The following is a 17,078-nucleotide window of genomic DNA, read 5'->3' on the forward strand; positions in this document are numbered from 1 at the left end:
CTCTCCGCCCCACATCCGGGCCGACGTACGCCCGCTGCCATGAGCGGTTTCGTGATCAGCGCTCGTAGCAGCCTGCGGTGCGGCCGCGCGCCTTCACCAGCGCGAGAACGAGGTCGATCGTGGGCGTCGCCGTGTCGGTGATGCGGCCCAGCTCCGACACCGCCGTCACCAGCGCATCGATTTCCATCGGCCGCCCGCGCTCGAGGTCCTGCAACATCGAGGTCTTGTGCGCGCCGACGCCCGCCGCGCCCTCGATCCGCCGGTCCACGTCGATGGCGAAGCGGGTGCCGAGCGCCTCGCCCACCGCCTGCCCCTCGACCATCATCGCCCGAGCCACGCTGCGCAGGTCATCCTGCGTCGCCAGCACGTCGAGCGTCTCGCCGGTCAGCGCGCTCAGCGGGTTGAAGGCGAGGTTGCCCCAGAGCTTCACCCAGATCTCGTCGCGGATGCGCGGCTTCACCGGCGCCTTGAATCCCGCCTTGCGCATCGCCTCGCCCAATGCCGTCGCGCGCTCCGACTTCGACCCGTCGGGTTCGCCCAGCGTGAAGCGGTCGCCGTCGACGTGGCGGATCACGCCCGGCTCGTCGACCTCGCAGGCGGGGTAGACGACGCAGCCAAGCGCCTGCGCCGGCGGTAGCGCGCGGCTGACGGCGCCGCCGGGATCCACCGCCTCGACTCGCCTGCCCTCCCAGCCGTCGAGGCCGTGGAAATACCAGTAGGGCACGCCGTTCATCGCCGTCACGACCGTCGTCTCCGGCCCGATCAGCGGCGTGAGCTTGTCTGCCACCGGCGGCACCGAATGCGCCTTGAGCGTGATGACGAGGTAGTCCTGCGGCCCGAGCTCGGCGGCGTCATCGGTGGCGGCGATCTTTGCCACCTCCTCCGCGCCGCCGATCCTCAGGCGCAGGCCGTTCTCGCGGATCGCCGCAAGGTGCGGTCCGCGTGCCACCACCGAGACGTCCTGACCGGTGTTGGCCAGCCGAACCGCCATGTAGCCGCCGATCGCGCCGGCTCCAAAGACACAGATTCTCATGTCAGCCCCAGCTTTTCGGCAAGGCCTATACGTTGCAGCTTGCCCGTCGGCCCTTTCGGGATCTCGTCCAGCACCACCACCTTGCGCGGCACCTTGAACGGCGCCAGAGACTTCGCCGCGAACTCGCGCAGCTCGACCGGGTCGACGATCTGGCCGTCGACCGGCACCACCGCAGCAGCCACCTCCTCGCCCAGCTTGTCGTGCGGCATGGCGAAGGTCACCACCTGGGCCACCGCCGGATGCTCCATCAGCACGTCGTCGACCTCGCGCGGGCTCACCTTCTCGCCGCCGCGGTTGATGATCTCCTTGAGCCGGCCGCGGATGGTGACGAAGCCGTCCGCGTCCATGTCGCCCTGATCGCCGGTGCGGAACCAGCCGCCCGAGAACGCCTCGGCGTTGGCCTTGTCGTTGTTGCGATAGCCGCCGGTCACGTTCGGGCCCCGGATCACGATCTCGCCGACCTCGCCGGCGCCGAGCAGACGCCCGTCGTCGCCCATGATCGCCACCTCTGGACCGCCCATGGTTCCGACAGTTCCGGGCTTCTGCTGGTCGAGCCGGTTCGACGCCATCTGGTGCGCCGCCTCGGTCATGCCGTAGGCCTCGATCACCGGGCAGCCGAACGTCTCCTCGAGCTTGCGGAACACCGGCACCGGCAGCGAGGCGGACGACGATCGGACGAAGCGCAGGCGATTGCGCCCGACGATCTCGGCATTGCGGGCGGCGCGGCTCAGGATCGCCTGGTGCATCGTCGGGACCGCAGTGTACCAGGTGGGCTTCACCTCATCGAGCCACCCGAAGAACCTCAGCGCATCGAAGCCGGAGGTGCAGGAGATTGCCGCGCCCGCGCTGACCGAAGACAGTACCGCCGCGATGAGCCCGTGGATGTGGAAGAGCGGCATGACGTTCAGGCATCGGTCCTGCGGCGAAAGCTCCAGCGTCCGCGCGATGTTGCGCGCCGAGGCGCAGACGTTGGCTGAACTCAGGGGCACGATCTTCGGCCGCGACGTGGTGCCCGAGGTATGCAGCACGAGGGCCACGTCGTCGGGTCCGTTCGTGCGCGTCTCGGCCTCCGGTAGCGCGTCACCGTCCGCGTCGACCAGCGTGAAGTCTCCCGCCCGCTCGCCGGTCCGCAGCGCGACGACAGGCACGCCCAGCCGCGCGGCGGCGCCGCGCGCCGGGGTCTCGACGCCGTCTGCCACAATCAGCAGCCGCGCGCCGAGATCTTCCATGTAGAAGGCGAACTCGTCGCCCGTATAGGCCGGGTTCAGCGGAGCGGCGACGGCGTGAGAGCCCACCGCCATAAACGCCGCCGCCATCTCGGGTCCGTTCGGCAGCACGATCGCCACGTCCGCGCCTGGCCCGAGGCCGAGGCCGGCCAGCTGGCGCCCCGTCCGGTCGACCAGACCCAATAGGCCGGGATAATCCAGATCCGGCCGGCCTGGCTGCCGCAGCGCCGGCCCCTCGCGTCCCGCGATCAGGTCGCGGATCGTCTCGCTCGATGTCTCGGGCATCGGTTCCTCCCCTTTCGGACCTGATAGCGCGGCGCGTGGGGACGGACCAGCCTCAGCCCAGCGAAGGCAGGCGATTGACGTCCTTGTAGAGAAGATAGCGGAACGGCTCCGGTCCGCCGGCGTAGCAGGCCTGCGGGCAGAAGGCGCGGAGCCAGAGGAAATCGCCCGCCTCGACCTCGACCCAGTCGCCGTTCAGCCGGTAGACCGCCTTGCCCTGCAGCACGTAGATCCCATGCTCCATCACGTGCGTCTCGGCGAAGGGGATCACGGCGCCGGGCTGGAACGTCACGATGTTGAGGTGCATGTCGTGCGCCAGGTCGTCGGGCGCGACGAAGCGCTGCGTCGCCCAGCGGCCTTCGGTGTCCGGCATCGGGTCCGGCGGTACCTCCGCCTCGTCCGCGACGAAGTGCTCGGGCGGCGCGTAGCCGGGCGCGGACTGCCAGCGCTTGCGGACCCAGTGCACGACCGACTGCGCCTCGGCCCGTAGCGACCAGCCCGATTGCGGCGGCAGGTAGGCGTAGCCCCCGGGGCCGAGCACATGCCGCTCGTCTCCGACCTCGATCTCGATGCGCCCCGAGGCGACGAAGAGCGCGGCCTCGGCACCGGAATCCGTCTCGGGCTCGTCCGCCCCGCCCCGCGCGGCGACGTCCAGCACGATCCACGAGAACGTCTCGGCGAATCCGCTCAGCGGCCGCGCCAGGATCCACGCCCGCGTTCCCCGCCAGCCGGGAAGAAATGAGGTCACGATGTCGCGCATCGTGCCGCGCGGTATCACGGCGTAGGCGTCGGTGAAGATCGCGCGGCCGGTCAGCAGTTCGCTCTGTCCCGGCAGGCCGCCCGGCGGTATGGCATAGCTTGTCATGCGCGTCATCAAACGCCGCTGGCCCGCGGCCGCAAGGGGCAGCGTGGCGCAGCGGCCACCCACGCGACGTCGCGACGGTGGACCTCGCCCGCCATTCATGCTCCTAACCCCGGCAGGCGACAGGCAAGCGAGGTCCCTTCGTCCGCATGGAGGCATTCGTACCCGGACCCGAGACGCAACGCGATCTGCGTCGGGCGCTCGGCCGCTTCGCGACGGGCGTGACGGTCGTGACCTGCGAGAGCGAACTGGGCCCCCTCGGCATCACCGCCAACAGCTTCGCCAGCGTTTCGCTGGACCCGCCCCTGGTCCTCTGGTCGCCCGCCCGCAGCTCGGCGCGCTTCGACGCCTTCACCGGCGCCGAACGCTTCGCCATCCACGTCATGTCGGAGGAGCAGGTCGAAACCTGCATGCGCTTCACTCACACCGGCGACGACTGGACCGAGATTCGCTGGATGCGCACCCCGGACGGCATCCCCGTCCTGCGCGACTGCCTAGCCCGCTTCGACTGCACCCGCCACGCCGTGCACGAAGGCGGCGATCACGCGATCGTCGTGGGCCTCGTGACGTCGGTCACGCGCGGCCCGGGCGGGCGGCCGCTGCTCTTCGCAGATGGCTCCTACGGCCGCTTCACCCCTGACGTCTGACCGCCCTGCGCTTGCCGCGGCCCCACAGCGGAAGATAATGTGCCGACGCCGGGCGGCCGCTCGTTCCCGGGGGAGGAGGAGGATGACGCTCCTGAAGGCGCTGCTCTGGCCGCTCGAGGCCTTCAACGATGCCGTCCTGCCGCTGGGCCGCATGCTGGCCGTCGCGGCACTGGCGCTGATGGTGATCGTGACCCTTCTGCAGGTGTTCTTTCGCTATGTCCTCGGCGACGCGCTGCCCTGGCCGGACGAGGCCGCGCGCTTCCTCATGCTCTGGATGACCGGGCTGATCGCGCCGCTGGCCTACCGCCAGGGCGGCTTCGTCGCCATCGACATGGTCGAGCGCGCGCTGCCGCGGCCGGCCGCCGCCGCGCTGGCTTTGACGCTGCTCCTGATCTCGCTCGCCGTCCTCGTCACCGCCGTCTGGTTCGGATGGCGTCACGTCAACTCGGGCTGGCTCTTCGCCTCCTCCTCACTGCGCCTACCGCTCGACTGGTTCGGCGGCGAGACGGTGCGGCTCAAGCTGGCCTGGATGTACCTCTCGATCTGGACCGGCATGGTGCTGCTGACCATCGTCAACGTGGAGTTGATCCTGCGCGCCCTCGTCACCCTTGCCGGGGGCCAGCCGAAGCCCCTCGCCCACGCGGCGCTGCCGGAAGCGGAATAGATGCTGATCTGGTTCCTGCCGCTCTTCCTGCTGTTCCTCATGCTGGGCCTGCCGGTCTTCTTCGGCCTGCTGGCGGCACCCGGCCTCCTGCTCGCGCTCGACGGCAGCCAGCGCGACATCAACCTGCTCTACCGCAATCTCTACAACGGGATGGACAGCTTTCCGCTGATGGCGCTGCCGTTCTTCCTGCTCGCGGGCGAGATCATGAACCGCGGCGGCATCACCGAGCGGCTGGTAGACTTCTCGCAGGCCTTTATGGGCCACCTCCGCGGTGGCCTCGCCCACGTCAACATCCTGTCGTCGATCCTCTTCGCCGGTCTCTCCGGCTCCGCCGTGGCCGATACCTCGGCCCTCGGCTCGACCCTGATCCCGGCGATGGAGAAGCAGGGCTATACCCGTCGCTTCGCCGCCGCCGTGACCGCCGCCTCCTCGGTGATCGGCCCGATCATTCCGCCCTCGGGCATCATGATCATCTACGCCTACGTGATGGGCGAGAGCGTCGCGGCGCTCTTTCTCGCCGGTATCGTGCCCGGCGTTCTGGTGGGCGTGGGCCTGATGATCGTGGTGCGCCTGATGGCCGACCGCTACGGCCTGCCGCAGGCCGAGCGCGTGGTGCGCCAGACGCAGCCGCTTTCCGGGACCGAGCACTGGATCTCCTTCGCGCTGCTCCGGCTGAACATCGCCGGGCTGATGCTGTGGCTCGCATCGTTCGTCGGCCTGCCCGAGAGCGCGGCACTCGACCTCGTCCTCTTCGCCGCCTTCCTCCTTGCCGCGCACCTGATGCTGCTGGCCTGGCGCCGCCGGGTCGACCCCGACTTCTGCACCGTCTGCAAGAAAGCGGTCGCGCCGATGCAGACGCCGATCATCATCCTGGGCGGTATCGTCTTCGGCGTCTTCACTCCCACCGAGGCCAGCGCCATCGCCGTCGCCTACGCGCTCCTCATCGCGTTCGGCGTCCTGCGCTCCATGTCGCTGTCCGACCTCGGCCCCGTCCTCGCCCGCTCGGCGATGGCGTCGGCCACTGTGCTCCTGCTCGTCGGCGCCGCGGTCGCGTTTAAGACCGTCGTCAGCCTCAGCCACGCACCGGAGATCCTCGCGGACTTCATCCTCTCCCTTTCGGAAAACCCGCTGACGCTCCTCTTCCTCATCAACCTGCTGCTCTTCGTGGTCGGCATGTTCCTCGATGCGGGTCCGGCGATCATCATTCTCGGCCCGATCCTCGGCCCGATGTTCACCGACCTCGGCGTCCACCCGGTGCACTTCGCGATGATCATGTCGGTCAACCTGACCGTAGGCCTCGCCACGCCGCCGATGGGCCTCGTCCTTTTCGTCGCCTCCTCGGTCTCGGGCGAGCGGGTCGAGACGATCAGCCGCGCGATCCTTCCCTTCCTCGCGGTCGAAGTGCTCGTGATCCTGCTGATCACCTACGTGCCCGCGATCTCCTTGACGATCCCGCGCCTGACAGGCTTCGTGAACTGAACCGAGAGGGAGAACCATGCCGAGAATGACGATCGCCGCACTGCTGCTGGCCGCAGCCGTCGCACTGCCCGCCGCGGCGCAGGAATACACGCTGCGCGCCACCGCCAACTCCAACGAGCAGGACGAGGACTACGACGGCCTCGTGGTCTTCAAGGACTACGTCGAGAAGGCGTCGAACGGCGCCATCGAGGTCGAGCTCTTCATCGGCACCCAGCTCTGCGCGAGCGGGGCGGAGTGCCTGCAGGGCGTGGCCGACGGCTCCATCGACATCTTCGTCACCACCTCCGGCGGCGCCGCGGGCATCTTTCCCTACGTCCAGGTCTTCGACCTGCCATACGTGATGCGCGATGACCGCGTGGCCGAGGCGGTGCTGACCGACGGCGACTTCACCCGCCTCCTGCGCGAGAAGGCGCTAGAAGATTCGGGCGGCGCGATCCGGATCATGACCATCGGCAACACCGGCGGCTGGCGCAACTTCGCCAACACGCAGCGGACCATCGACTCGCCCGACGACCTTGAGGGCATGAAGATCCGCACCGTCGTCGCCGACCTGCCGCAGCAGCTTGTCGAGACGCTCGGCGGCTCGCCCACCCCGATCTCCTGGCCCGAGCTCTTCACCTCGCTCCAGACCGGCGTCGTCGAGGGCACCAAGAACGGCATCACCGACATCATGAACATGAAGTTCCCCGATGCCGGGCTGACCTACCTCACGCTCGACGGGCACGCCTACATGGCGGCGATCTGGGTGATGAATAACGACGCGTTCCTGTCGCTGCCCGAGGATCTGCGGCGTGTCGTCGTCGACGGCTTCACCCAGCTCCAGCAGGCGACCTTCGCCTCGCCCAAGCGCAAGTCGATCCAAGCCTACCGCGACTTCGTCGAGGCCGGCGGCGAAATCTACGTCCCCTCGCCCGCGGAGATGCAGGCGTTTGCCGAGGCCGTCACCCCAGTCTACGACTGGTTCAGCGAAAGCGTCGACGGTGGCGAAGAGGTGCTGACGGCCCTGCGCGAAGCCGTTGACGCGGCCGAGGCGGACATCGACGCGGGCTACGCTGCCGAGCTGAACTGACGTCCTCCGGGTGCCGCGCCGAAAGGCGCCGTGCCGCCGAGCGGCGGGGCCCTCAGGCCCAGCCCGAGGCGGTACGTCCCTCTTGACGATCCTGCCGCCTGTTTCCGCGGCGCCGCAAGCCTATGTCTCCGGCAATGCTGCTTCAGGTTCGCGACCTCATCAAGACCTTTCCCGGCGACGAGCGCCCAGTCGACGTGCTCCGCGGCGTATCGTTCGACCTCGAGGCGGGCGTGACCCTCGCCCTGACCGGCGAGAGCGGGTCAGGCAAGAGCACGCTCCTCCACCTCGTCGCCGGCCTCGACGAGGCGGACGGCGGCCAGATCCTTTTCGACGGCGCCGACGTCGCCGCAATGAACGACCGCAAGCGCGCGAAGCTGCGACGCCGCGACGTTGGCGTCGTGTTCCAGCAGTTCAACCTCGTCCCCTCGCTCGACGTCGCGGCGAACGTCGCACTCCAGGCCCGCCTCGCCGGACGGCACAGCCCGGAGGCCGATGCGCGGCTCATCGAGCGGCTGGGCCTCGTCGACCACCGCGCCAAATACCCCGAGCAGCTCTCCGGAGGGCAACAGCAGCGCGTGGCCATTGGCCGCGCCCTCGCCGGCCGGCCGCGTCTGGTCCTCGCCGACGAGCCCACCGGAAATCTCGACGAGGAGACCGGCGCCCGCGTCCTCGACCTCATGCTCGAACTTGTGACTGACGCAAGCGCGGCGCTGCTCATGGTCACCCACTCCAAACGCCTCGCTGCACGACTTGAGCGTCGCCTGCACCTGGCGCACGGCCGCGTCGCCACTCGGATCGAGCGCCGAGCGGCGGAGTGAGAGCATCGCGATGAAAGCTGCCGGTCTTACGGCGATCCTGTCTCACTGGCGTCGGCACCCGGTCCAGCTCGCGACGCTGATCCTCGGCCTGTCGCTCGCCACCGCGCTCTGGTCCGGCGTGCAGGCGATCAACGCCGAGGCGCGGGCGAGCTACGATGCCGCGGCCCGCGCGATCGGCGGCGACGGATTGCCGTCGCTCCACCAGGCCCGCGGCGCAGCCATCCCGCTCGACACCTACGTCGCGCTGCGCCGCGCGGGCTGGCTTGTGACTCCGGTGGTCGAGGGCACGCTGCGCATGACGGGCGGCGAGGTCCGGCTCCTTGGCGTCGACCTCCTGACGGCCCCGCCCCCTGCGCTGGAGGGCGATTTGGCGGGGGACGTGGAGCCGATCGATGCGCTGGGCGAGTCCGGACGGCTCTTCGCCGCGCCGGAGATCGCGGCGCGCCTCGCGTCGCCGGACCTGCCGCCGGTCGTTGCGGTCGAGGGCGTGGCGCCGGGGCTTGCCCTCGCAGACATCGGCGTCGCGCAGCGCGTGCTGGGCGAGGCGCGGATCGACCGTCTTCTGGTGCTGCCCGACCAGCCGCTCGGCCGCCCACCGCTCTCGGAGATCGCACCCGACCTCGAAGAGCGCGCGCCGGACAGGCAGGGCGGCGTGGCGCGCCTGACCGACAGCTTTCACCTCAACCTGACGGCGTTCGGTCTGCTCTCCTTCGTGGTCGGGCTCTTCATCGTCAACGGCGCCGTGGGCCTCGCATTTGAGCAGCGCCGCCCGACCTTCCGCACGCTGCGCGCCCTGGGCCTCACGGCGCGCAGCCTCGTCACGCTGCTCGCGGTCGAGCTCCTGATCCTCTCGCTCGCGGCCGGAGCCATCGGGATGGGGCTCGGCGGCCTCATCGCCGCCGCGCTCCTGCCGGACGTCGCGGCCACGCTTAGGGGGCTCTACGGCGCCACCATCGAGGGGTCGCTGACGCTGCGGCCGGCATGGTGGGCGGCGGGCATTGCGATCGCCGTCCTCGGCACCGCCGTCGCCGCCTCCGGCGCGCTCTGGAAGGTTGCACGGCTGCCGGCGCTGGCACCGGCGCAGCCACGTGCCTGGGCACTGGCATCGGCGCGGACCCGGCGTCTGCAGGGGGCCGCGGCGGCGCTTCTCGCCCTCGCCGCCGTCGTGCTCGCGGTGGCGGGCTCCGGCCTCGTGGCGGGCTTTCTGATGCTCGGCGCGCTCCTTCTAGCGGCAGCCCTCCTTCTCCCACTCTGGCTCGCGGCCTGCCTCGCCGGCGGACAGCGCCTTGCTCGTGGCGCGCTGGCCGAGTGGTTCTGGGCCGACACCCGACAGCAGCTTCCGGGCCTCAGCCTCGCGCTGATGTCGCTCCTGCTTGCGCTGGCGGCGAACATCGGCGTCGGCACGATGGTCGACTCGTTCCGCCTGACCTTCACCGGCTGGCTCGACCAGCGCCTCGCCTCCGAGCTCTACGTGACCGCGCGCGACGACGACGAGGCGGCGCGGCTGGTTCCCTGGCTCGAGGCGCGGGCGGACGCCGTCCTCCCCATCGCCCGGACTGACCAGCGTGTCGCCGGAGCGCCGGCTGAAATCTACGGCGTGGCCGACCACCCGACCTACCGCGACAACTGGCCCCTGCTAGCGGCCGAGCCGGAGGTCTGGGACGCCGTGGCCGCCGGCAACGCGGTGCTCGTCAACGAGCAGCTGGCGCGGCGCGAGGGGCTGCGACCGGGCGATCCGCTGGACCTGCCGGACGGCTGGCGCACGCGCGTCGGCGGGATCTATTCGGACTACGGCAACCCGGCGGCGCAGGTCCTGATCGGCCTCGACGAGCTCTACGACCGCTTTCCCGACTACCGGCGCGGCGACTACGGCGTGAGGATCGCGCCCGAGCGGGCCGAGGCGCTGCGGACCGCGCTGGTGGACGATTTTAGCCTCTCGCCGGACCAGATCGTCGACCAGGCGGCGCTCAAGCGGCTTTCGCTCGACATCTTCGAGCGGACATTCGCTGTCACCGCGGCGCTCAACGTGCTGACCCTGACAGTCGCGGGCTTCGCCATCCTGACGTCGCTCCTGACGCTCGCCACGCTCAGGCTGCCGCAGCTCGCCCCGGTCTGGGCGCTTGGCCTGACGCGACGCCACCTCGCGGCGCTGGAGCTGACGCGCGCGCTGGTGCTCGCGGCGCTGACCTTCAGTGCGGCGGTGCCGGTGGGGCTGATGCTGGCCTGGGTGCTGCTCTCCGTCATCAACGTCGAGGCGTTCGGCTGGAGCCTGCCGATGCACGTTTTCCCCGCCGATTGGGCGCGCCTCGCGCTCCTCTCTCTCCTCGCCGCGGGCGTGGCCGGGCTCTGGCCGGCGCGACGGCTGGCAACGCGGCCGCCGGCCGACCTCGTCAAGGTCTTCGCCCATGAGCGTTGATCACACCATCCGCGCCGCCGTCGCCCTAGCGCTCTTCGCCGCGAACGCAGCTTTTGGCCAAGGCTACGCCGGCCTCGCGAGCGACGCCGAGGGCTTTGCCCTGCCCCACCCCGACTACCGCCTCGAGTTCCCGGCTGACCACGGCCCGCATCCCGACTTCCGCATCGAGTGGTGGTACGTCACCGCCAACCTCGAGGGGCCCGACGGCACGAACTACGGCATCCAGTGGACGCTCTTCCGCACCGCGCTCCGTCCCGGCGAGGCCGAGGCGTGGGCCAGCCCGCAGATCTGGTTCGGACACGCCGCCGTGACCACTCCCGAGACGCATCTCTTTTCGGAGCGCTTCGCGCGCGGCGGCATCGGCCAGGCCGGCGTGGAGGCCGCGCCATTCGACGCCTGGATCGACGAGTGGCGGATGTGGGGGCCGACAATCTCCGATGTCACGCTGACGGCGGCGGGTGACGACTTCGCCTACCGGCTGGAGCTGCAGGCGGAGGGGCCGCTGGTGCTGCACGGCGACGATGGCTACTCGGTCAAGTCCGACGAGGGACAGGCGAGCCACTACTACTCCCAGCCCTCCTACCTTGCACGCGGGACGCTGACCCTGCCGGAGGGCGAGGTGCAGGTCGAAGGCCGCGCCTGGCTCGACCGCGAATGGTCCTCGCAGCCCCTGAGCGACCGGCAGACTGGCTGGGACTGGTTCTCGCTCCACTTCGAGAACGGAGCCGCGATGATGGGCTACTTCATGCGCCAGACCGACGGCGCCCCCTACGCGGTGGCGACATGGATCGCGCCGGACGGCACCGGCACGCCGCTGCCGGAAGGCGTGCTGGAGGCCGAGCCGCTGGAGACAGCGACCGTGGAGGATCGCGAGATTCCCGTCGCATGGCGCCTCCGCCTGCCGCCGCGCGACCTCGACGTCGAAGTGCGCGCGCTCAACCCGCAGAGCTGGATGGGCACCACCTTCTCCTACTGGGAAGGGCCGGTGACGGTGATGGGGAGCCACGAGGGCCGCGGCTATCTCGAGATGACGGGCTACGAGTGAGGCGCTTGGCGCCGGCAGCGCTGGCCGCTACGAACCGGCGGTCCGACGGGAGGCCATGATGAACCAGGTGCCGCTGACACGGGAGGTTGTGCTGATCGGCGGCGGCCACACCCATGCCTTGCTGCTCAAGCAGTGGGGAATGCGGCCGCTTCCCGGGGCACGCCTGACGCTGATCAATCCCGAGTCGACGGCGCCCTACACCGGCATGCTGCCGGGCTTCGTCGCGGGGCACTACCGGCGCGAGGAGCTGGAGATCGACCTCGTCCGTCTCGCGCGGCACGCCGGGGCGCGGCTGATCCTCGGGCGCGTCGACGGGATCGACCGCAGCGCCGGGCGGGTACACGTCGCCGGGCGCGGCTGGATCTCCCACGATATCGCGTCGCTCGACATCGGGGTGACGTCCGACTTGCCGCAGCTGGAGGGCTTCGCCGAGCATGGGGTGTCCGCCAAGCCGCTCGACCGGCTGGCGCGGCGCTGGGGTCGTCTTGTCGCCAATCCGCCTGAGCAACCGCGCATCGCGATCATCGGCGGCGGCGTGGCTGGCTGCGAACTCGCGATGGCCATGATCTGGCGCCTGCGGGACCGGCGGCCATCGGTGACGGTGGTGGAGGCGGGCGAGGGTCCGACGGGCATCTCGCCCGCCGCGGCGCGCCGGCTTGCCGCGCAGATGGCAGCGCTAGGGGTGGAGCTGGTGAACCACGCCAAGGTCAAGGCCGTGTCGGCGGACGCGCTGCACCTCAGCGACCGCGAGATACCGGCGGATCTGGTCGTAAGCGCGGCGGGCGCGCGGCCCTACGGCTGGCTGGCGGAGACGGGGCTGGACCTGACGGACGGCTACGTGACAGTGGACGAGACGCTGCGCTCGGTGAGCGATCCGGCGCTCTACGCCGTCGGCGACTGCGCGCACCTCCGGCACGCGCCCCGGCCCAAGGCAGGCGTCTACGCGGTGCGCGAGGCGCCAATCCTGACGGCGAACCTGCGTGCGGAGCTGACCGGACGGACGCGCCGCCGCTACCGGCCGCAGCGTGACTACCTCCGGCTGATCTCGCTGGGCCGTCAGGCGGCGCTGGCGGAGAAGTGGAAGATGTCAGCCGCCGCGCCGGCGCTCTGGCGGTGGAAGGACCGCATCGACCGGCGCTTCATGCACGGACTCGAAGACCTGAAGCCGATGGCGCAGCCGCCCCTGCCAACGGAAATGGCACGCGGCGTGGCCGAGGCGCTTGACCAGAAGCCGATGTGCGGCGGCTGCGGCGCGAAGGTCGGCGGCGACGCGCTCTCGCGTGCGCTTTCCACGCTTCCCGCGTTTCCGCGTGACGACGTGGAGAGCCTGTCGGGGGACGACGCCGCGATCCTGCGGATTGGCCGCATACGGCAGGTCGTGACGACCGACCATCTGCGCGCCTTCACCGAGGACCCGTGGACGATGACGCGCATCGCTGCGATCCACGCCATGGGCGACATCTGGGCGATGGGGGCGAAGCCGCAGGCGGCGCTGGCCATGATCGTCCTGCCCCGGATGAGCACAGCGCTGCAGGAGGCTTGGCTGGGCGAGATCATGGCCGCCGCGACCGAGGTGTGCTCGGCCGAGGGAGCCGCCATCGTCGGCGGCCATACATCGCTCGGCTCCGAGCTGACGCTAGGGTTCACCGTGACCGGCCTCTGCGATAGCGAGCCGCTGACGCTGGCCGGAGCGCAGCCGGGCGACGTCCTGATCCTGACCAAGCCGATCGGCTCGGGCACGATCCTCGCCGCCGAGATGGCACTCGAGGCGCGGGGGCCGTGGGTCGCCGCCTGTCTGACAGAAATGCAGCGCCCGCAGGGGGCGGCCGCGGACATTTTGGCCGGCGCGCGTGCGATGACCGACGTCACCGGCTTCGGCCTGGCCGGGCACCTGATGAACATCGCCCGCGCATCTGGTGTGGCGGTGCGTCTGCGACTGGACGCGGTGCCGGCGATGGCGGGGGCGCTCGACCTCGCGGCGCGCGGGGTACGCTCGACCATTTTTGCCGACAACCTTCGTCATGCCGGCGCCGCCGAGCCGACGGACCCGCGCGAAGCGCTGCTCTACGACCCGCAGACGGCGGGGGGCCTCCTCGCAGCGGTGCCCGCCACCCTGGCGGATGACATCCTTTCGCGGCTGACGAAGGCGGGCTACTCGGCCGCTCGCGTGGGGGAGGTCATCTCGGGTCCGCCGTCGCTCCGCGTGGACTGACGCCGCTCAGAGCTGTTGCAGTGCCCGCTCGACCTCTCCCGCGAGGCGGTCGAGCGATGCATCGTCCAGCGAATCGCTCCACACCGTTGCCGCCACGTCGATCTCGCCGCGCGACTTGGCGTAGCGCGGGTCATAGTGCCGCTCCATCAACTCCCGAGCGAGGGTGCCGTGCTGGCCCTCCTGTGCCAGCCCTTCCCAGCGAACCACCACTTCCGCGCCGCAGAGGCGCCTGAGGTTGCCGATTGTCGTCAGGAGGGTGTCCTGGTCGGAGGCTACATCGGCATAGGCGCGGACGAGGTACGCGCTTCGCGCCTCGACCGGCGCCTCGACGACGATCCGCGGCGCACCCCGCATTGCCTTCCAGAGCGCAGGCGGGATCAGCCGCTCGCCGATCTTGCTCGACTCCGCCTCGACCAGCAGCGGCCGCGCCGGGTCGAGCGCGTCGGTCGCCTCGACGATGGCAGTCTCGAACGCCTTCTGGCTCGGCTGTGGCCGGGAAACGGCGCCGAAGACCGAGCCGCGGTGTGCCGCGAGCCCCTCGAGGTCCAGCACCTGCACGCCGCGCCTCGCCAAGCGGCTCAGGATGTCGGTCTTGGCCGTTCCCGTGTTGCCGTCGAGCAGGACGACGCGGCCCGGCCACGCCTGCCGGTACAGCGCCTCGACCACCGCGCGGCGCCAGCTCTGGTAGCCGCCCTCAACCGTCTCGGCGCGCCAGCCGACCTGCGACAGGATCGTGGCGATCGAGCCGGAGCGCTGGCCCCCGCGCCAGCAATAGACGAGCGGCCGCCACCCGCCGCCCATGTCGGCAAGCGGCCCCTCAAGGTGCGCCGCGGCGTTGCGCGCCACCAGCGCCGCGCCGATCTTGCGCGCGAGGAACGGGTCCTCCTGAACGTAGATCGTGCCCACGCGCGCCCGCTCAGTGTCGCTGAGCGCCGGCAGGTTGACCGCGCCCGGCACCCGGTCCTCGGCGAACTCCGAGGGCGAGCGCACGTCGATCAGCGTGTCGAAGCCGTGGTGCAGCAGGTCGGAAGGCGCGCGGACGGGGAGTGACATATGGCTCCCCTTAGCCGCGCGAGGCCCGGAGCGGAAGCGCGAGCATCAGGCCGCTGGCTCCACCAGGATCGCGCGGAAGTCGTTGACGTTCGTCAGCGTCGGCCCGGTGACGACGCCGCCGCCTATGGCGGCGAAGAACCCGTGGCTGTCGTGTCGCCTGAGCGCGTCCTCCGGGTCGCGTCCCGCGGCGCGGGCGCGTTCGAGCGTGTCCGGTCCAGCGACGGCGCCCGCGATCTCTGCCGCGCCGTCGACGCCGTCGGTGTCGCAGGCGAGGACGTGGATGCCGCCTCGCCCGCCGATCTCGAGCGCGGCCGCGAGCGCGAATTCGGCGTTCGGCCCGCCCGACCCGTCGCCACGGCCCGTGACGGTGCATTCGCCGCCGCTCAGCAGGACCTGCGGCCGGTCGCCGGACGCCATGCGCCTCTGGCGGTCCAGCGCCTCGCGCACCTGCCGAACCGCGAGCTCGCGCGCCTCGCCCTCGAGCGTGTCGCCGAGGTCGACCGGCTCCACGCCCTCGGCCCGGGCCTGCTCAGCCGCGGCGGCGAGCGAGCGTCCCGGCTCCGCCACCACCCGGTTTTCGGTCCGCAGAAGGCGCGCATCTCCCGGGGGAACCGTGGTCGTCCCGCCGCCGAGAAGGGCCTCGACCCGTTCCGGGATCTCGACCCCGCGGCGGCGCAGGATCTCCAGCGCACCTGCCGCGCTGCCCGGCTCGCCCACCGTCGGACCGCTGGCGATGTCGCCGGCCGCATCGCCCGGAACATCCGAGATCATCAGCGTCAGCACGCGCGCGGGCCACGCGGCGGCGGCAAGACGGCCGCCCTTGACCGCGCTCAGCTGCTTCCGCACCGCGTTGAGCTCGCCGATCGGCGCACCCGCCGCCATCAGCGCGGCGCTGACCTCCTGCTTGTCGGTCAGCGTGATGCCAGGCGCAGGTGCACAGAGAAGCGCCGAGCCGCCGCCCGAGATCAGCGCGAGCAGCGTGTCCCCGTCCCCCAACTTGCGCACGAGGCGCAGGATCCGCTGCGTCACCTCCACGCCCGCCTCGTCCGGCGTCGGGTGGCCTGCCTCCACCACCTCGATCCCCTCGCAGGGACGCGCGTGCCCGTAGCGCGTGATGACTAGGCCGGGGCAAGGCCCCCACGCGGACTCCACCGCCTCGGCCATGCGCGCGGAGGCCTTGCCCGCGCCGATCACCGTCACCCGATCCGGCCGCTCCGGCAGCGCCTCGGGGATGATCCGCATCGGGTCGGCCGCCGCGACAGCGGTGTCGAAGAGCCTCCGCAGGAAGTCACGCCGCTCCATCGATTTCCTCCGTACGGTCCCGCTCCTCTTCGGGCGGGAGAAAAAGTTGCGGCATCTCGCATGGAGGGGAGCGGCGGCACAAGCGCGGTCAGTCGAGCGGGATCACGTCCACCGCGTGCGTCGTCGACTGGCCGCCGGCACTGCGCGTCACGCCGCGGACCGGGGCGACGTCGGCGTAATCCCGACCGTAGGCGACGACGATGTGGTCCGCACCTGCCAGCATTGCGTTCGTCGGGTCGTACTCGACCCAGCCCATCTCGATGCCGCACCAGGCGCGGACCCAGGCATGCATTGCGTCCGCACCCTCCAGCCGCTCCTTCCCCGGTGGCGGGATCGTGCGGATGAAGCCGCTGACGTAGCCCGCCGGAATGCCGATGCCGCGCAGGCAGGCGATCATGATGTGGGTAAAATCCTGGCAGACCCCGTGACGCGCGTCGAACGCTTCGCGCGCGGGCGTGTCGACCTGCGTCGCGTCGGGGTCGAACTTCATCTCGGCCATCAACGCCCGGCCCACCGCCTGGACCGCCTCGTAGACCGTTCGCGCCTCGCGCGCGGTACGGCGCGCCCAGTCCGTCATCACCGTGTCCACCACGACGCGCGGCGAGGCGCCGGCGAAATGGTGCGGCGCGTCGGGCGAAAGACTGCGATGCAGCGCGATCTCGCGCGCCAGCCCCGCCGCATCGGGCGACATGTCGAGCAGCGCGCCACGCGGCTCGCGCCGGACCCGCGCCTTGAGCTGGAACAGCGCGTGCTCGTGCGGGCGATCGAAGGCGACGGTGCGCGTCGCGGTGCCGAAGAAGTCCGTCGCCTCCACGCTCTCCGTCGGCTCCGGCTCTACCATGAGGCGCGAGGCGATCACCCGCTGCTCCGCCCCGAGTTCGAGGGGCCGCAGGCGCAGCACGTGGCGACCCGAGCTGGCGGGGCCGTCATACTCGTAGCTGATCGTCAGGCCGACGTCGTAGAGCACGCG

General features: G+C 70.9%; 14 protein-coding genes. 8 read left to right on the forward strand and 6 right to left on the reverse strand.

The window, feature by feature from the left end:
- Positions 1 to 55 precede the first annotated feature (55 nt).
- Genes JM664_RS14325 through JM664_RS14335 form a run of 3 tightly spaced genes read right to left on the reverse strand, consistent with a single transcriptional unit; the run spans position 56 to position 3,406 of the window.
- Positions 56 to 1,033 carry a 2-dehydropantoate 2-reductase gene (locus tag JM664_RS14325; RefSeq protein WP_227420601.1) on the reverse strand — a complete coding sequence of 326 codons (978 nt, stop codon included), beginning with the start codon at positions 1,031 to 1,033 and terminating at the stop codon, positions 56 to 58.
- A complete protein-coding gene (locus JM664_RS14330) occupies positions 1,030 to 2,544 on the reverse strand; it encodes an acyl--CoA ligase (protein WP_227420602.1) in 1,515 nt (504 codons plus the stop codon). Before JM664_RS14330 ends, JM664_RS14325 begins: the two co-directional genes overlap by 4 nt.
- A gap of 52 nt (positions 2,545 to 2,596) precedes the next feature.
- Positions 2,597 to 3,406 carry a bifunctional allantoicase/(S)-ureidoglycine aminohydrolase gene (locus JM664_RS14335; RefSeq protein WP_406675812.1) on the reverse strand — a complete coding sequence of 270 codons (810 nt, stop codon included), beginning with the start codon at positions 3,404 to 3,406 and terminating at the stop codon, positions 2,597 to 2,599.
- A 146-nt stretch (positions 3,407 to 3,552) separates the two neighbouring features.
- Between JM664_RS14335 and JM664_RS14340 the strand changes: the two genes are divergently transcribed.
- From JM664_RS14340 to selD, 8 genes are all read left to right on the forward strand, one after another.
- Positions 3,553 to 4,050 carry a flavin reductase family protein gene (locus JM664_RS14340; protein WP_227420604.1) on the forward strand — a complete coding sequence of 166 codons (498 nt, stop codon included), beginning with the start codon at positions 3,553 to 3,555 and terminating at the stop codon, positions 4,048 to 4,050.
- Between the two features lie 82 nt (positions 4,051 to 4,132).
- Positions 4,133 to 4,714, forward strand: coding sequence for a TRAP transporter small permease (locus tag JM664_RS14345; RefSeq protein WP_227420605.1), 582 nt, complete (start codon positions 4,133 to 4,135; stop codon positions 4,712 to 4,714).
- A complete protein-coding gene (locus JM664_RS14350; RefSeq protein ID WP_227420606.1) occupies positions 4,715 to 6,193 on the forward strand; it encodes a TRAP transporter large permease in 1,479 nt (492 codons plus the stop codon). It abuts the gene before it with no gap.
- A 25-nt stretch (positions 6,194 to 6,218) separates the two neighbouring features.
- Entirely contained in the window at positions 6,219 to 7,262 is a 1,044-nt protein-coding gene (locus tag JM664_RS14355; RefSeq protein ID WP_406675813.1) for a TRAP transporter substrate-binding protein, read from the forward strand.
- A gap of 134 nt (positions 7,263 to 7,396) precedes the next feature.
- The gene (locus JM664_RS14360; RefSeq protein ID WP_227420608.1) at positions 7,397 to 8,080 is read left to right on the forward strand and encodes an ABC transporter ATP-binding protein; all 684 of its coding nucleotides are present in this window, start codon (positions 7,397 to 7,399) and stop codon (positions 8,078 to 8,080) included.
- Between the two features lie 10 nt (positions 8,081 to 8,090).
- Entirely contained in the window at positions 8,091 to 10,496 is a 2,406-nt protein-coding gene (locus JM664_RS14365; RefSeq protein ID WP_227420609.1) for an ABC transporter permease, read from the forward strand.
- On the forward strand, positions 10,486 to 11,541 hold the full coding sequence (locus JM664_RS14370) for a lipocalin-like domain-containing protein (RefSeq protein ID WP_227420610.1): 1,056 nt from the start codon (positions 10,486 to 10,488) through the stop codon (positions 11,539 to 11,541). The genes JM664_RS14365 and JM664_RS14370 overlap by 11 nt, the downstream gene beginning before the upstream one ends.
- A 58-nt stretch (positions 11,542 to 11,599) precedes the next feature.
- Positions 11,600 to 13,753 carry a selenide, water dikinase SelD gene (gene selD / locus JM664_RS14375; RefSeq protein ID WP_227420611.1) on the forward strand — a complete coding sequence of 718 codons (2,154 nt, stop codon included), beginning with the start codon at positions 11,600 to 11,602 and terminating at the stop codon, positions 13,751 to 13,753.
- A 6-nt stretch (positions 13,754 to 13,759) separates the two neighbouring features.
- On the opposite strand, the gene mnmH is transcribed toward selD, so the two are convergent.
- The 3 genes from mnmH to JM664_RS14390 form a co-directional block, all read right to left on the reverse strand.
- Positions 13,760 to 14,806, reverse strand: coding sequence for a tRNA 2-selenouridine(34) synthase MnmH (gene mnmH / locus JM664_RS14380; protein ID WP_227420612.1), 1,047 nt, complete (start codon positions 14,804 to 14,806; stop codon positions 13,760 to 13,762).
- A 45-nt stretch (positions 14,807 to 14,851) separates the two neighbouring features.
- Positions 14,852 to 16,108: a glycerate kinase type-2 family protein gene (locus JM664_RS14385; protein ID WP_227420613.1), complete on the reverse strand. Its 1,257-nt coding sequence runs from the start codon at positions 16,106 to 16,108 to the stop codon at positions 14,852 to 14,854.
- A gap of 88 nt (positions 16,109 to 16,196) precedes the next feature.
- Positions 16,197 to 17,075, reverse strand: coding sequence for a transglutaminase family protein (locus tag JM664_RS14390; RefSeq protein ID WP_227420614.1), 879 nt, complete (start codon positions 17,073 to 17,075; stop codon positions 16,197 to 16,199).
- Positions 17,076 to 17,078 lie beyond the last annotated feature (3 nt).

The organism is Roseitranquillus sediminis (genome assembly GCF_016918935.1).
Classification (GTDB): Bacteria; Pseudomonadota; Alphaproteobacteria; order Rhodobacterales; family Rhodobacteraceae; genus Roseitranquillus; species Roseitranquillus sediminis.

What these genes read in the sequence shown, in the direction of transcription:
- JM664_RS14325 (WP_227420601.1), bottom strand. Translation starts at nt 1,033, where the DNA reads ATGAGAATCTGTGTCTTTGGAGCCGGCGCGATCGGCGGCTACATGGCG.
- JM664_RS14330 (WP_227420602.1), bottom strand. Translation starts at nt 2,544, where the DNA reads ATGCCCGAGACATCGAGCGAGACGATCCGCGACCTGATCGCGGGACGC.
- JM664_RS14335 (WP_406675812.1), bottom strand. Translation starts at nt 3,406, where the DNA reads ATGACAAGCTATGCCATACCGCCGGGCGGCCTGCCGGGACAGAGCGAA.
- JM664_RS14340 (WP_227420604.1), top strand. Translation starts at nt 3,553, where the DNA reads ATGGAGGCATTCGTACCCGGACCCGAGACGCAACGCGATCTGCGTCGG.
- JM664_RS14345 (WP_227420605.1), top strand. Translation starts at nt 4,133, where the DNA reads ATGACGCTCCTGAAGGCGCTGCTCTGGCCGCTCGAGGCCTTCAACGAT.
- JM664_RS14350 (WP_227420606.1), top strand. Translation starts at nt 4,715, where the DNA reads ATGCTGATCTGGTTCCTGCCGCTCTTCCTGCTGTTCCTCATGCTGGGC.
- JM664_RS14355 (WP_406675813.1), top strand. Translation starts at nt 6,219, where the DNA reads ATGACGATCGCCGCACTGCTGCTGGCCGCAGCCGTCGCACTGCCCGCC.
- JM664_RS14360 (WP_227420608.1), top strand. Translation starts at nt 7,397, where the DNA reads ATGCTGCTTCAGGTTCGCGACCTCATCAAGACCTTTCCCGGCGACGAG.
- JM664_RS14365 (WP_227420609.1), top strand. Translation starts at nt 8,091, where the DNA reads ATGAAAGCTGCCGGTCTTACGGCGATCCTGTCTCACTGGCGTCGGCAC.
- JM664_RS14370 (WP_227420610.1), top strand. Translation starts at nt 10,486, where the DNA reads ATGAGCGTTGATCACACCATCCGCGCCGCCGTCGCCCTAGCGCTCTTC.
- selD (WP_227420611.1), top strand. Translation starts at nt 11,600, where the DNA reads ATGAACCAGGTGCCGCTGACACGGGAGGTTGTGCTGATCGGCGGCGGC.
- mnmH (WP_227420612.1), bottom strand. Translation starts at nt 14,806, where the DNA reads ATGTCACTCCCCGTCCGCGCGCCTTCCGACCTGCTGCACCACGGCTTC.
- JM664_RS14385 (WP_227420613.1), bottom strand. Translation starts at nt 16,108, where the DNA reads ATGGAGCGGCGTGACTTCCTGCGGAGGCTCTTCGACACCGCTGTCGCG.